The following is a 15,239-nucleotide window of genomic DNA, read 5'->3' as shown; positions in this document are numbered from 1 at the left end:
CAATAGAACTGTAGTAATTTAGTTCATGTATTACGCACCTTAAAAATCCTAATATTTTTACCTGACCTGCTTAATTATTAATGATTAATGTCAGGAATTCTATTCAACTAGAAGTTAACTCACCAACAAATGCTTCTTTGGCATCAAAGCTCAAAATTTCCAGACTAAACTGAATTCTACCCACGAAGAAAAGCTAAGTATCTGGGTAGTAACCACACTCAAACCGGACCTGGAAGATGCTTTTGAACAAGAACTTAAAGTTACTCCGAAGAAAATGCTTAAGAGTAGACTACAAAGGACAGGTTTCTTTGAAATAAAAATGTGAGATACCCCACTTATCTTATATAAGTTTGCACCAAATTTTAACTACACCAAGTGTTACTAACTATGAGTAATCAAAGCATTACAACAAATAAATTCAGTGAAGTGCCTTTGGATTTACGTGCATCTGCATTTGTCAGGGTACGCAAGGGTTCATGGTGGTTGAGATTAACAACATTGTTTTTAGTAGACTATACTCTTTTATTCTTAGCTTGGGTTGTAGCTGGATATCAATCTTCTTATGGGGATTTTACTTGGTATATACCGAGTTATTATTTCCCGATTTTAATAACTATTGGGATTCAAATAGGATCGCTAGCTGTCGAAGGTATTTATCGAGAAGGTCAAAAACGCTATGACTATTTCAATATTATCAAATCGCTAACTTTCGCTCATGGATTAATACTCCTTGTTTCTTGTTTGTATAAACCAGTTGTTGATATTACACGTCCAAGATTAATCTTATTATCTTGGTTGTTGAGTATATTATTTATTTGTACTGGTAGATATGCTGTAAATCTTACTCTTGAATATCTGCGTAAACAGAAAAAAATAGTTCGATCTTCAGTATTCATTATTTGTGATCCCCAAGATCATGAGCAGATTTCTAGCTTTATAAAAAAAGAAAAACACTACATCGTATCTGGAACGGCGAATGCTAAATCATTAGACAGATATCAACGTCAACAAACATTGAAGCAACTTAATGAATTAGGAGTGACAGAAGTTTTTATATCTTGGGATGCTCTAAAAAATAGAATGTTTTTATGCTGGTTATTTCAAGCATCTGGCATCCAAGTACATATTTTGCCGATGGAATTAAAACCAATTTATAAAAACGTAGAATTTAATAAAATAGGAGGAATGCCTTGCCTGAGTCTGGATTGTCCGATACTTACAGGTAAAGATTTTTGGATAAAGCGCAGTTGTGATTTTTGCTTCGCAACTTTATTTGTAATGTTATCATTCCCTATTTATATAGCTATAGCTATAGCTATCAAACTGGACTCTCCCGGCACAGTATTTTACAGGCAAACCCGTATAGGTTTACATGGGCAACAGTTTAAAGTATGGAAATTCCGCACTATGAGGTCTGATGCGGAAAAATTACAGAAAGAATTAGAAGCATTAAATGAAACGAAAGATGGGATTATCTTTAAAATTAAAGACGATCCTCGCATTACCCGTGTTGGAAAATTCCTTCGACGTTACAGCTTAGACGAATTACCTCAACTCTTTAATGTTATTTTTGGAGAAATGAGTATAGTAGGACCTCGCCCTTTACCTACTAGAGATGTGGATAAGTTTTCTGAACATCATTTTATCCGACATGAAGTTTTACCTGGTATTACAGGTCTTTGGCAAGTCTCAGGTCGCTCGGATATTTTAGATTTTGAACAAGTAATTAATCTTGATCTTAACTACATTGAAAATTGGTCGCTTGGGTTAGACTTTGAAATTCTCCTCAAAACTTTTATGGTAGTTTTGAAAAAAGAAGGTGCCTACTAGGGTAATAAAAAGCAAAGCATACAGGACAGCAATCATTTATCCGGTTTAGGTATTGATACAAATATTGCACTTGATAGTAGACTTTTTCACGCATTAAATTTAGATTTTTCTAGTTTAGTGAGTGAAAAACTACCTATTTAAGGGCGATAAAAGCTTTCGGATTTACAACCCAAAAGGTTTGTTAATAAATCTTGGTATGGGTGGCACACTCAAACATGCAATGACAGAAGCTAAACGAAAATGCATTTTCGTACTTGATTCGGATGACTGGTATGTATGGAACAGCTCAAAAAAGTTCTAACGGTATATCAGAAAAAGTAAGCTATCAGATTTATAGGTATTGGTAATTCCAGATTAACGAAATAAGCTGATTAATAATTTCAGAATGGTAGAAAAGTACAAATTCATAAGTAATTCGCTCTCAATGATAGTCAATCGGTTAGCGCAAAGCATTACAGCCTTTGTATTAACTGCTGCTATTGCTCGTACTCTAGGAGCTGAGGCTTTAGGCCAGTATTTACTAGCGTATAGCTACTACTTTATCTTTGTGGGCATTGCTTCACAGGGGCTAAAGACATTGTTTACTAGAGAACTAGCCCGTGACCCACAAAAAACACCAGTTTATTTAATCAGTGGTACTTGGCTACAGTTAATATTTAGTTTTTTCAGTTATGGGGCGTTGGTGATTGTAGTCTTTTTACTTCCCTATAGTTCCAAAACCTCGACTATTTGCTACATCATGGGCTTAACGATTATTCCTTTTGCCCTTTCCAACATTACTGAGGCAATTTTTCAAGCTCAAGAAAAGATGCATCTGATTGCCATTTCTACAGTGCCAGTATACATACTACGCATAATAGTAATGATTTGGGCGATGCAACTAAAATACGGAATTGAATACCTGGGAGCGATCCTATTTTTTTCAGAAACACTAATTTTGGTAATTGAATGGATTTTCATCATTCGGTTAGTCAAAATAGAATGGCAGATTGATGGGAATTTTGTCTTTAATACAATCAAAAGTGCGCGGACATTTTTTGCTATTGAAGGAATGGCTGTAATTACTGGCAGAATTCAAATATTGATTCTTTCATTGTTAGGAAATGAGTTTTTAGTCGGTCTCTTTGGTGGAATAGCACAATTGCTACAACCCTTTTCGATTATTGCTAACAGTATAACTTTAGCAATGTTTCCCAGATTTTCAAAGGCGAGAGAGGAAGGGCAGGACAAGCAGAGGCAGATAACGGAAAATATTATTGAAATTCTACTAATTATGGCATTGCCCTTATTTATTGGGCTGTTATTTTTTGGCAGAGATTTACTAATTTTCCTCTATAATTCTAGCTTTGCTCAAGCAAATCTAGCCCTTAGTTTAACTGCTGCATCACTGATTTTTTTGCCCTTCATCCGCTCACTGTCCTATCTACTTGTAGCCAATGGTTTTGAGATAATTAACCTGCGTGAAGTGCTGATTACCACTACGTTAGGAAGCTTGGGAGGTGTAATATTAGTTTCCCAATATCAGTTACTAGGTGCGGCTTTAATGGCATTATTAATGACTATTCTTGGTTTTAGTCAGTATATTTACTTCACTTATACTCGCCTATTTTCGTTAAATTTATGGCGAATTATGCGCCGACCCTTACTAATAACCCTTTTGATGCTACCTATATTCATTTTATTGCAAAAAATTAGCTTAGACTTTATGTTCACTCTAATTATTGCAACTTGTGCCTATGGTTTATTTGTAACTTATCTAGGTATTCGTGCATTTGGCGGGTTTCGTTTTTTGTGGCTCAAACTTTTAAGACAGTAATTGTTTAATATAAAATCCTACTAGTAAGACATCCAAATTTGTGCAATAAATAATGGAAGTGAGAATATAATTTTAATTATGATTAAAGTTGCTTTATTACATTTTTGCTTTGAAGACTACACCATCGAACTAGCAAATAGTCTGGTTAAATATGTTGATTTAACGCTAATTCATCCGGAAAAAGTGTCGAATTTCTGTAGCAATGTTCTTGATCCTAATATCCGCGTCATTAGCTTTAAAAAACCACGGATTCGCGACCCGCGCAACCTGTTGTCTATGAACACTATGATGCATATCATCAAAGACATACAGCCAGATGTTTTACATGTGCAAGAAACTAACGATCCCTGGTACGATTGGACTTTGTTACTCAACCAGATGCCACCATTGGTGACAACCATCCACGATATATTCCGTCACCCAGGTGATAAAATTGCTGTATTTGGTTCCGATTATACCAGGCGTATTGCCTTCTACCGTTCCCAACAATTGATTGTCCATACTCATCAACTAAAAAAGATTCTAATTGAACAATTCCGTATACCTCAAGAGCGAGTCAATGTTTTACCACATGGGGAACTTGGTAGTTTGTATCAGCGCCGGGGTAATCACAATAGTCAGCCTCGTGATCCAAATACATTGCTGTTCTTCGGACGCATCTGGCCCTATAAAGGATTGAAATATTTGCTTGAGGCTATGCCTTTAATTGCTGAACGTGTACCTGAAGTCAAGCTGATTATTGCTGGAAGGGGAGAAAACATAAGCCAGTATTTCCCTAATGGTTATGATGAAAAACGCTACGAGATTATCAATGACTTTATCCCCATTGAAAAAGTAGGTAATCTATTTCAACGCAGCACAGTAACAGTTTTGCCATACGTCGAAGCATCTCAAAGTGGTGTGGCAGCTTTATCTTATGGAATGGGAACGCTGGTTGTAGCTTCTGAGGTAGGGGGATTGAGTGAGATAGTTCAGCATAAAAAAGATGGGTTGTTAGTTCCACCCGGTGATGTTCGAGCTCTAGCTGATGCGATAATTTCTTTGTTAAGCGATCGCGACTTGCAACAACGTATGCAAACTGCGGCACTAGCTCGTTGTCAGGAAGATTTAAATTGGTCAAATATTGCTGCTCAAACAGCCCAAATTTATTATAAAAAAATGAATATGCAAAATAAATATTAGTTAATTTATGAGAAAACTACTAATTTATGCGGAGCAGGGATTCACAGTTATAGCCTTGCTAATTTATTCAGGCGCAATATTAACTCTCCTCTTGTCAGGAGGAGCAGGACAGAATGAGGTGGTAGAATATGACAGTTTATTGAATCGGATTAGTTTTTTCGTAATCTATGGAATTACCTTATTACTACTAATTTTGCGTTGGAAGAAAACTCTTTATGTCCTTGTCTTAAATAAAGATATCTTCCTTTATTCTTTAGTAATGTTGACAGTTGTTTCTATTATTTGGTCTTTTGAACCTTCAACAACATTAAAAAATAGTTTTACCCTCATTGGTTCCAGTTTATTTGGTCTGTATTTGGTTTCGCGATACAGCTTAAAAGAGCAATTCTATTTATTTGCTTGGACTTTTGGGATTGTTATAGTATTGAGTTTCATTTTTGCTATAGCCTTGCCTAAATACGGGATACAGAACGACGGTACTGGTAGACCACTGTTGCGTGGAGTATTCACGCACAAAAACGGTCTGGGAGCAAGGATGGTAACTAGTAGTATAGTTTTTTTCCTCCTTGCTTATCAAAGTAAAAGACGTAGTTGGCTTTTCTGGGGGGGGTTTAGCTTATCAATACTACTCTTACTTCTTGCCGGTTCCACTTCATCTCTACTTAATCTATTAATTCTAATATTGGCATTTTTTGCTTTTCAAATTTGGCGTTGGCCATACCAGGTGACAGTACCAACCCTAATAATGATCGCAACTATCAGCCAAAGTTTATATTTTTGGTTCTCTAATAACGCTGGTGTCCTGTTAACTTCACTTGGTAAAGATGCGACGCTGACCGGTCGAACAGACTTGTGGCCATTAGTAATCGATATGATTTTGAAACATCCTTGGCTCGGTTATGGTTATGGCGGATTCTGGCAAGGATGGGATGGCGAATCTGCTTATATTTGGCTCAATGCTGGATGGACGCCAAACCACCCCCACAATGGTTATCTGGCTCTTTGGCTTGATTTGGGTCTTTTAGGGTTAGGGTTATTCTTATTAGGATTTTGGCGCAGTTACCTGCAAGGATTGGCTTGGGTGCGTAGTAGTAATACAGCATTAGATATTTGGCCACTTATGCAGATGACATATATATTTTTAGCTAGCCTTACTGAATCTACCTTGCTGGAATCGAATAGTATTACTTGGATACTCTATGTGGCGGCATGTTTCTCAGTAAGAATGGGACATGAAAGAAAAATAAAATCATGAAACAAAAAAATACCAAATAATTGAAAAAGTACAGCCCATGTCTCAAACTGAAACTCTCAAAATTATCCTGTTAGGTCCTAGCTTACTCCAGCAGGGTGGCATTTCCAATTACGAGAAGCTTTTTTTGGAGTATGCTCCTTCTGAAGTTCAGATATTTCATATTATTACTCACGAAGATGGAGCTATAGCAATCAAAATCATGGTATTTTTGAGAGCTATATGTACATTTTTGTGGATGTTAATCAGGGAAGAAGTTGATATTGTTCAACTTGAAATTTCACAGCGCGGCAGTGTTTTACGACAGGCGATTATGGCACTTTTGGCTTGGGTATTTCACAAGCCGATAATTATACATGCTCACGGGAGTCAATTTCATGTTTTCTATGCTGATCTGGCAAAATCGATACAGCAATTGCTAAGTTGGGTATTTTGCAAGTGTCAACGCTTAATTGTATTATCCGAAAGTTGGAGAAGCTTCTACATAGAAAACCTTGGTCTGAAACCCGAACAAGTTGTAGTTTTTTATAATCCAGTAAAAATTCCTCCTGAAGTTCCACACCGTTCCGGATCTAAAAAAGTGAACTTACTTTTTTTAGGACGAATTGGTCAACGTAAAGGAGCATTTGATTTGATCGAAGCCTTTTCTCTTTTGCCTACTGAAGATAAAAGTATATCTAGTCTGATTATGGCAGGAGATGGAGATATAGAACAAGCACGCAATTTAGTTACGACTTTAAATTTAGAAGATTATATCAAATTGCCTGGCTGGATAGGGTCACATAAACGTGATATTCTTTTAACTGAAGCAGATGTTTTTGTGTTGCCCTCTTACAATGAAGGTCTTCCATTAGCAATGCTGGAAGCAATGGCTTGGGAGTTACCAGTCATAGTTACACCAGTAGGAGGTATACCTGAAATAGTTACTCAATCTGAAAATGGATTAATCGTTAATCCAGGTAATACCCAGCAGTTATCAGATGCTATTAAGTCTTTGATTGAAAATGAGACTCTGAGGCTTTCTCTAGGAGAAAAGGCGAGAACAAGTGTTTTTGCTCTTGATATCAAAAATCACTGGGTTTCTTTCCTTGATTTATATCGTTCAGTGTTAAATTCAGATGATAACTTGAGTGTAAACAGCCAATAACTGCAAGACTGTAAGCTATGAGGATGCAGATATGTAGGTTATTCAGCCCAGTTTCGCCAGGTATGACTATAAGTTCCCCAAGGAAGGTAGATTTTATACTTGACTAAGTGAGTGTTTTTTTAAACTAATTAAAAATTGAGATTATTATGGCATCACCAAAGAAAGTACTAATTATCGTTGAAAATCTGCCAGTTCCCTTTGATCGGCGGGTATGGATGGAAGCAACTACTTTGCAAAAAGCTGGGTATGAAGTTACCGTAATTTCACCGACAGGTAATGGTTTTGAAAAGGACTACGAAGTTATTGAGCAGATTCACATCTACCGTCATCCTCTACCACCGGAAGAAAGTTCGGTCATTGGCTATCTCCGAGAGTACAGTTGGGCGATTAACTGGCAATTCCGTTTAGCTCAAAGGGTATGGCGGGAGCGTGGTTTTGATGTCATACATATTTGTAACCCGCCGGATTTACTTTTCTTAGTAGCAGGATGGTTTAAATTATTTCATGGCATATGGGTTATCTTTGATCATCATGACCTCAGTCCGGAGATGTATGAAGCTAAGTATCAACGGCGCGATATTTTTTATCATGGATTACGCTGGGCTGAACGCTTGACCTATGCCACAGCAGACATGGCAATTTCAACGAACGAGTCACATCGAGAGGTAGCTCTTAACCGTGGGCACAAGAAGCCAGAGAAGGTCTTTGTAGTTCGTAGTGCGCCTGACCTTTCGCGCTTTCGCCGAATGCCCCCAAACCCCAATTACCGTAGAGGTAAAAATTATTTGGTAGGGTACATGGGTATCATGGGCGAACCAGAGGGAATTGATTATCTCCTGAGAATGGTATATTACATTGTCCAGAAAAAAAATCGCTCCGATATTCACTTTATGCTAATCGGTAGTGGACCTGCTATTGAAAAACTCAAGGACTTATCTAAAGAGTTAGAAGTGACTGAGTTCGTAGAATTTACAGGGTTTAAGCAAGGGGAAGAACTTTTAGAGCGGCTTTCCAGTTGTGACGTGTGTGTAGAACCCTCTCCAACATCTGCTTATAACGAAAACTGCACGATGAATAAAATCCTCGAATATATGGCGATGGGAAAAGCAATTGTCCAGTTTGATTTGCGAGAGGGAAGACGTTCTGCACAGGAAGCATCTCTTTATGCCAAGCCTAATGATGAGGTGGAATTTGCCGATAAAATTCTGGAGCTTCTAGATTCTCCTGAACGTAGAGAAAAGATAGGAGCCGAGGGGCGACGCAGAATGGAGGAAATCCTGGAGTGGCAATATCAAGCTCCTAAACTGTTAGAGGCTTATGAGAAAATTTGGCAAAGCTAGTAGCTACTTTAAATTTCAGAATCACTATTATCACTATTAAGTGAGGCTGAGTAATGAGTAGATGTTTATCGTCAAAAATCGCAACCTGGCTAGACGGGGAGTTTTTTTACTTGGCTGAGGAACTTTGGCCAGCATGGGTGATTTGACAAGGGGTAGAGCCATATCATATTCAAGGAAAAAAATTCAAGTGATAATCTCGAAATAAATTTTAATACTAATGGCTAATGGTAAAAATTTTTAATTGAACGTCCTGCTCCTAAAGGTTGATTTATGCTGTTGCAGTTAGGACACTGTTAACTAACCTCAAATCCCAAATTTACCAAAGTTTTTGCTCAATAGAGATACACAGAACACTGTGTCACATTTGTACCCAAACAAATGGAAACTAAATTTTGAATTCAAATAGTCTATACTATTGTCATATTGTAAAATAATATCAGTCTTGCTTGTCAATTGCACTGATTTGTCACTGCTCTAAGTCAATTTTTAGTTTCTTGCTTAAGACGTGTACTTTGGAAGATTTATGTCAGAAAAATCTATGGAATCTAGAGAATCTATTGATTTAGACCTTAGTCGTTACTTATTGATATTGAAACGATGGTGGCTACCTGCTACTGCAATATTTGTAGCTACAGTTATGCTCAGTGCTATAGCTACACAATTTATCAAGCCAACCTATGAAGCAGAAGGGAAACTGTTATTCAAAATTCCCTCTTTTAAAGTAGCAGGAAATAATCTTTCGCCTGGTTCCTCTGAAGGAGGAGACTCAGGAGATTTGAAATCCTTGGTAGCAACTCAAAATCCTATAAGCAGTCAGATAGAAGTTATTTCTTCTCCGACTTTTTTGCAGCGGACAATAGACAAATTACAACTCAAAGACAACGAAGGTAAACCTCTGGAAGTAGAAGCGCTACAAAAAGCCCTGAGCCTAAAAATTGTTGGTGGGACAGATGTATTGCGAATTAGCTATAGCAGCCATGACCCCGAAGAAGCAGCGGCAGTGGTCAACACAGTTATGAATTTTTATTTAGAAAATGATATTACGACAAATCGCTCTGAGGCAGGAGCAACTCGTAAATTTATGGCCAAGCAGCTTCCTAAAACTCAAGCCGCTGTTGATAATGCAGAAGTAGCGCTACGTATATTTAAACAAAAGCATCAGATTGCAGATTTATCAGAGGAAACAAAGTCAGCGGTTGCGACTATTGGAAATCTAGACAATGAGATGAATACTGTTAAGGCTCAACTGGATGAGGTAAACGCCCAAACCAATGAACTGCGCCAGAAAGTAGAGCTAAATTCTCAGCAAGCGATCGCTGTGAGTGCCCTGAGTCAGTCACCTGCTGTACAGGGAGTTCTTACACAACTTCAAGAGACTGAGCGGCAGTTAGCGATTGAGCGCAGCCGTTTCCTAGATGACAACCCCGTAGTTATTAACCTAGAAGCAAAAAAAGCTAATTTAAAATCTCTCCTTCAACAGCAAGTTGGTCAGACTATTGGCAATCAAACACAAGTTCCCCAGAGCCAATTGCAGATTGGACAACTCAGACAAGGACTGATCCAAAGTTTTCTACAGTCAGAAATACAGCGCTTTGGCTTAACTAAAAGACTCTCCTCTCTATATAATTCCCGTTCTACCTACGAACAGCGGGTGAAACTCATACCCCAGTTGGCACAAAATGAGCGGGAGTTAGAACGGAAAGTTGAAGTCGCAGAATCGACGTATCAAACTCTATTGAAAAAGGTTCAAGAATTACAGTTAGTTGAGAATACAAATACAGCTACTTCCCGGATTATTTCTCAGGCTTTAGTGCCCAAACAAGAAGTAGTAATCAAAAAAATAATTGTTTTGGTGCTAGGGGTGATGTTCGGTTTATTTTTTGCGACTACAACTGTGCTCTTCCTAGCGATGAGAGATAGATCTCTAAAAACACTTAAAGAAGTTAGAGATGTATTTGGATATACTTTGCTGGGAATTGTTCCTTTGTCTGTTAAAAAGGTTCGCTCCCGTTATTCAAATGCAGAATCAACAATTCAAACAATTGCCGTTAGAGATACTCCCCACTCTTTAACGAGCGAAATGTATCGGATGATTCAAGCCAATCTGAAATTCCTGAGTTCAGATAAAGTGCTCAAAACTATCGTGGTAACTAGCGCAGTTCCTAAAGAAGGGAAGTCTACAGTTTCAGCTAATTTGGCCGCGGCGATCGCTCAACTAGGACGTAAAGTTTTACTAATTGATGCAGATATGCGAATTCCTTCTCAGCATCATCTCTGGCAACTAACCAATGCAGTTGGTTTGAGTGAGGTTCTTGTAGGTCAGGCTGAATTTAACATTGCTGTATCTAAGGTAATGGATAACCTTGATGTTTTAACTGCTGGAGTTAGACCTCCCAACCCACTTGCTTTGCTTGACTCAAAACGGATGGCATCACTAATTGAAAATTTCTCATCTCAATATAACTATGATTTTGTCATTATTGATGCTCCTCCCCTCCTTTTGGCAGCCGATGCTTTGACTTTAAGCCAAATGACTGATGGGATTTTGTTAGTAGCTCGACCTGGGGTAATTGATTCTAACAGTGCAGCGGCTGCTCAAGAAATGCTAGAGAGATCCAGTCACAACGTCTTAGGTTTAGTTGTGAATGGTATCATTGATAAAAATGAATCTAGTAGTTATTTCAACCATGCTAAAGAATACTTTACTTATCAAGATTTGACAAAACAGGTTAAGCAACAAAAACGTATTCCAGACAAAAGCTCTGTATAAAGTAAGGTTTTGTCTGATAAGTGGACTGAACACCATAACTGGTATATGATGTTTAATTTTAATTAGCCACAAAATAATAAGCCTGCAAAGGCAAGCTTATTATTTTGTGTAAGCGTAGACTGAAGTCTGACGAAACTATGGGCAGATATCAGGACATGATATTAATATTACCGATATTCGTATGCCCCAATATCATATCCACTACCAGCAGGACGGCGTTTACCTGCATAATCAGTTTTCAAATTCTTCCAATAGTAACCCCTATTGATCGCCGGACTCCTTGCTTTGAGTCTAAAGTCAGCATTTGAGGGATTGACAAACTGTGGGTCTCCAATAACATCGTGAGGTCCCATCACAGCGATCGCGGCACCCTTGTTGTAAAGATTGTAATCATAGGTGACGTTGTTATTCTTCATGTTGCTGTTCGCATTTCGACCACGGGAAACATAGATAATGTTATTGAAAATCTTGACATCAGATGAATAACCAGCATATATTTCCCCTTTTTTAAGGTTTAGACTTTGCGCGTTCGCATATGCCGTGTTGTTGACAATATCGACATGCTCACTTTGATGGGCATGAATACCCGAACCGCCATTCCTGTAGGTGATATTGTTTGCAATTAAAGTTCGTCCTCGATATGGACCATTTTTACCAAGTTTTGAAATATCGACAATAATGCCATTACCGTCTGAGATTGTTCCGGATTCAATCCAGGGAATGTACATGCGATTGTTGTAGACCTTGTTGTTGGTCACGAACATCTTGTATCCCCGGTTGTTGTCAGAATTGTAATTCATCAACAACGAAATGCCGCTGCAACCATAAACACTATACCAGGCGTTATTAAACACAGTGTTATTATCTATCTTCACATAATCAGCCCCGATTACTGCGATACCTGCTCCTCCACAGTTATGCACTTTGTTGTTCAGAATATTTATGTGATGAACATGACGAGTGCGTCCTTCAATGTTTATGCAGCTTCCGTTTGTACTCCGATTTGATGAGTTCCACTTCTGACTTAATGCATAACCAAGGCTTATATTGGCATTGTTCCCTATGACCTCTAGCCCGTCGATCTCGATATATGAAACTCCATTTGACAACCCGATACCACTCCATGTATTGTGCTGAATTTTTGGGGAATGCCCAGGATATGCTTTATACCTAATCCATGCTTTTGCATTTCCAGAACGTTCAATACTTACTACACTCCCAGCATTGCGTGGATTTTTGTACACTCCGTTCATAATCAATACTGTGTCGCCAGGGCCAGTTAGATCTGCTGCCCTTTGAATTGTCCTAAAGGCGGATGAGGTAGTGAGTCCACTATTTCTGTCGTTTCCCGTACCACTAACATAGTATGTTGTTGCAGTTGAAACCGCGCTGATCAGCTTGCGGCTAGGTAGTGGCATTTCCTGAACAGTGGATGACTGCCGAACATTTTTAACTAAAGACTCTGTTATTCTCTCTCCTTGAACCAGACCTGTTAATGCCCAGGGAAGTACAAGAGATGCGCTCAAACCGAGAAAACCTAAACCATGAATCATCATAGGGAAAAAATAGGGTATGTTGCAAAAACTGAATCGTCAACGGTCAGTAGCTCTAGCCTTAGTCAGTAACTCAGTATTGGATACGGTCGTGTAACAGCCATATATAAATTTATACACAGCCTCTCCGGTTTACATCTGGGCATTTCACCTAAATATGGATAAAATGCATTTTTAGCTTATCTTCTAAAAAACAGCAACTATCTGGTAATAGTACTGAAGAAGAATTACCAGTATCCAGACCCACGCATTAATGGACACCAAGTAACCGTAGAAATGGCGTCATTTCCAATTCGACATCATTCTACTGTGTATACGCGGTATCTGTGGTTAAGATAGTATATCTGTTATAAATCAGTTAATTTACTTAAACAATTCTTATGATAATAAGAATCACTAAACTAGCATAAAGAAGGCAGAGAGTAGCATTTATCGCCTCTGCCTTCTAAAATATTCTCATTATCATAATCAATTCGAGTACTTACAACAAAGTTTGCAAAAGCCTATCAATGCAAATTAAGAATTTTCAGTGAGAGTTTTAGAGTCTAGGGTATGACGGGCTACGCCGGAGCCAAGGGAAAAGCAGTTTTTAACCCTACGGCTCTTTAATCAATATCATCAGAGAATAAAGCCAAAATTCCTACGGCACAAGGCTTTTGACCAAAAAATCATGATTTATAGCATTGTGTTATAAAATAAAGCCTTCAATCCTCTGACTATATGAGGCTTAAAAGTTAGCTTCGATTTTTAGTTGGACAGAGTGATGGAAGAGCGATATTAACTCTTAACTATTGAGCTTTGATTCTAGGATAGTGCAATTTTAGGGACGAAGAGGGTTGACCAACGCCCCCAATTTGCATGTATATCTTAAACTAGAGTCCGAAAATGTTCAGAAGATTAAGGATAATACCTAGAGGTCCAGTTATAGTGTTTATGGTATCGCCAGTCTTAGCTGCACCAGATCGCTGGACTAGCACAACGTCATTATTACGGAGTATAGGATTAGTTTGCTCATTAATCCCAGCAGAGAAATCCACTTTTACTATACGTTTAGTGACAGAACCATTAGGATTAAGGCGAATCAAATCAACAGCATCGCTACTAGATCTGGCATCATTAAATCCGCCAGCAGCGAGTATAACTTGATTTAAAGAGCTATTCGGCTGAACGTCTGTTAACCCTGGTTTTTTAACTTCGCCTACCACACCAACTTGAATGCGCGCAGGAGACAAAGTAGTGGTAGCTAATTGAGTAGCTTCTGCGGGGTTGATTTCAGTTGCCGTCGGAATAACAATCGTATCTCCGTCTTGCACGATGATGTCTTGATTGGCGTCACCACTCTGCAATAGTTGCCAAAGATTAATATCTATAGCTTGTTCTGAGCCAGTTCTTGTCGGCCGGCGTAGCTTGAGATTACGAACATCAGCCTGTGCTGTAATTCCCCCAGCTAGTTGAATTACCCGCGTCACATTTGGTAGACCAGTGGGACTGGCAGTGCCACTGTTAGTGGTTGCGCCCGCCTGCCCATCTGTGTTGCCTGGGGTGACAAGATACGAACCGGGACGGTTAACTTCACCAATAATTGTGACTGTGCGGGGTGTGGTTTGGCTGGCGGCAAAGTTAGCTGCAAATATATTGCGGGATTCTGCCACGTTGAACTTGGTTGCTGTTGGCACAACTATAGTGTCTCCATCCCGCAAGGTAATATCCTGTGATAATCTGCCTGTTTCGATGAGTTCCTTCAAATTGACGCTGACTGTTTGCTCTGAAGAACGTCCTATTTTGCGCCGTAATTGAACTTGAGTCACATCCGCAGCCAAGGTTACACCCTGCGCTGTTGTCAATGCTGCCAATATAGTCGGATATTGTACGCCTGGATTGTTCCCTGCGCCTCCGCTCAAGCTTAGAGTATAAGCTCCTGGACGTGTCACCTCTCCGGCAACGAAAATATTGATGGGACGAGGCGATAACAAATTGACTGAGATTAAGGGACGTTTGAGGAAGCGAGAATATCTTCTAGCAATTTCATCAGATGCCTGTTCAGCTGTTAGCCCGAGAACGGATACACTGCCAATTAAAGGCAGGTTGATCGCTCCACCTGGCGGAATTTGATATTCACCTGTATATTCGGGTACTTCAAATACATTTACACGGATGAGATCCCCGCCTCCTAATGAATAATTAGTATCTAACTGTGTTGGTGTGCTTGGTGTTTGTCTAGTTGGTGCTAATGGTTGTCCCTGAGCTAGACTGACATATGGCACAGCGACATTGACAGCACTTAACAAAGCCACACCCACAACTGGCTGAGTTAGGAATTTAAACAAACTTGTGTTAAGCATATTTACC

Annotated in this window: 9 protein-coding genes; 7 read left to right on the top strand and 2 right to left on the bottom strand. The window is 38.9% G+C overall.

Annotation, left to right across the window (positions count from 1 at the left end; all coding sequences use genetic code 11):
• Positions 1 to 387 precede the first annotated feature (387 nt).
• From HWQ23_RS10820 to HWQ23_RS10790, 7 genes are all read left to right on the top strand, one after another.
• The gene (locus tag HWQ23_RS10820; protein ID WP_292827591.1) at positions 388 to 1,830 is read left to right on the top strand and encodes a sugar transferase; all 1,443 of its coding nucleotides are present in this window, start codon (positions 388 to 390) and stop codon (positions 1,828 to 1,830) included.
• A 424-nt stretch (positions 1,831 to 2,254) separates the two neighbouring features.
• Positions 2,255 to 3,646: an oligosaccharide flippase family protein gene (locus HWQ23_RS10815; protein ID WP_292827588.1), complete on the top strand. Its 1,392-nt coding sequence runs from the start codon at positions 2,255 to 2,257 to the stop codon at positions 3,644 to 3,646.
• Positions 3,647 to 3,724: 78 nt separating this feature from the next.
• The gene (locus HWQ23_RS10810; protein WP_292827585.1) at positions 3,725 to 4,828 is read left to right on the top strand and encodes a glycosyltransferase family 4 protein; all 1,104 of its coding nucleotides are present in this window, start codon (positions 3,725 to 3,727) and stop codon (positions 4,826 to 4,828) included.
• Between the two features lie 7 nt (positions 4,829 to 4,835).
• Positions 4,836 to 6,083: an O-antigen ligase family protein gene (locus HWQ23_RS10805; RefSeq protein WP_292827582.1), complete on the top strand. Its 1,248-nt coding sequence runs from the start codon at positions 4,836 to 4,838 to the stop codon at positions 6,081 to 6,083.
• A 37-nt stretch (positions 6,084 to 6,120) separates the two neighbouring features.
• Positions 6,121 to 7,227: a glycosyltransferase family 4 protein gene (locus HWQ23_RS10800; RefSeq protein ID WP_292827579.1), complete on the top strand. Its 1,107-nt coding sequence runs from the start codon at positions 6,121 to 6,123 to the stop codon at positions 7,225 to 7,227.
• A 146-nt stretch (positions 7,228 to 7,373) separates the two neighbouring features.
• The gene (locus HWQ23_RS10795) at positions 7,374 to 8,567 is read left to right on the top strand and encodes a glycosyltransferase family 4 protein (RefSeq protein WP_292827576.1); all 1,194 of its coding nucleotides are present in this window, start codon (positions 7,374 to 7,376) and stop codon (positions 8,565 to 8,567) included.
• Between the two features lie 523 nt (positions 8,568 to 9,090).
• A complete protein-coding gene (locus HWQ23_RS10790) occupies positions 9,091 to 11,337 on the top strand; it encodes a GumC family protein (protein WP_292827574.1) in 2,247 nt (748 codons plus the stop codon).
• 167 nt (positions 11,338 to 11,504) lie between these two features.
• On the opposite strand, the gene HWQ23_RS10785 is transcribed toward HWQ23_RS10790, so the two are convergent.
• Positions 11,505 to 12,893: a choice-of-anchor Q domain-containing protein gene (locus tag HWQ23_RS10785; RefSeq protein WP_292827571.1), complete on the bottom strand. Its 1,389-nt coding sequence runs from the start codon at positions 12,891 to 12,893 to the stop codon at positions 11,505 to 11,507.
• Between the two features lie 869 nt (positions 12,894 to 13,762).
• On the bottom strand, positions 13,763 to 15,232 hold the full coding sequence (locus tag HWQ23_RS10780) for an SLBB domain-containing protein (RefSeq protein WP_292827568.1): 1,470 nt from the start codon (positions 15,230 to 15,232) through the stop codon (positions 13,763 to 13,765).
• Between the last annotated feature and the right edge of the window lie 7 nt (positions 15,233 to 15,239).

The organism is Nostoc sp. JL33 (genome assembly GCF_017114985.1).
In the GTDB taxonomy this organism is placed as follows: domain Bacteria; phylum Cyanobacteriota; class Cyanobacteriia; order Cyanobacteriales; family Nostocaceae; genus Nostoc.
This window is presented reverse-complemented; position numbering and strand designations above follow the sequence as displayed.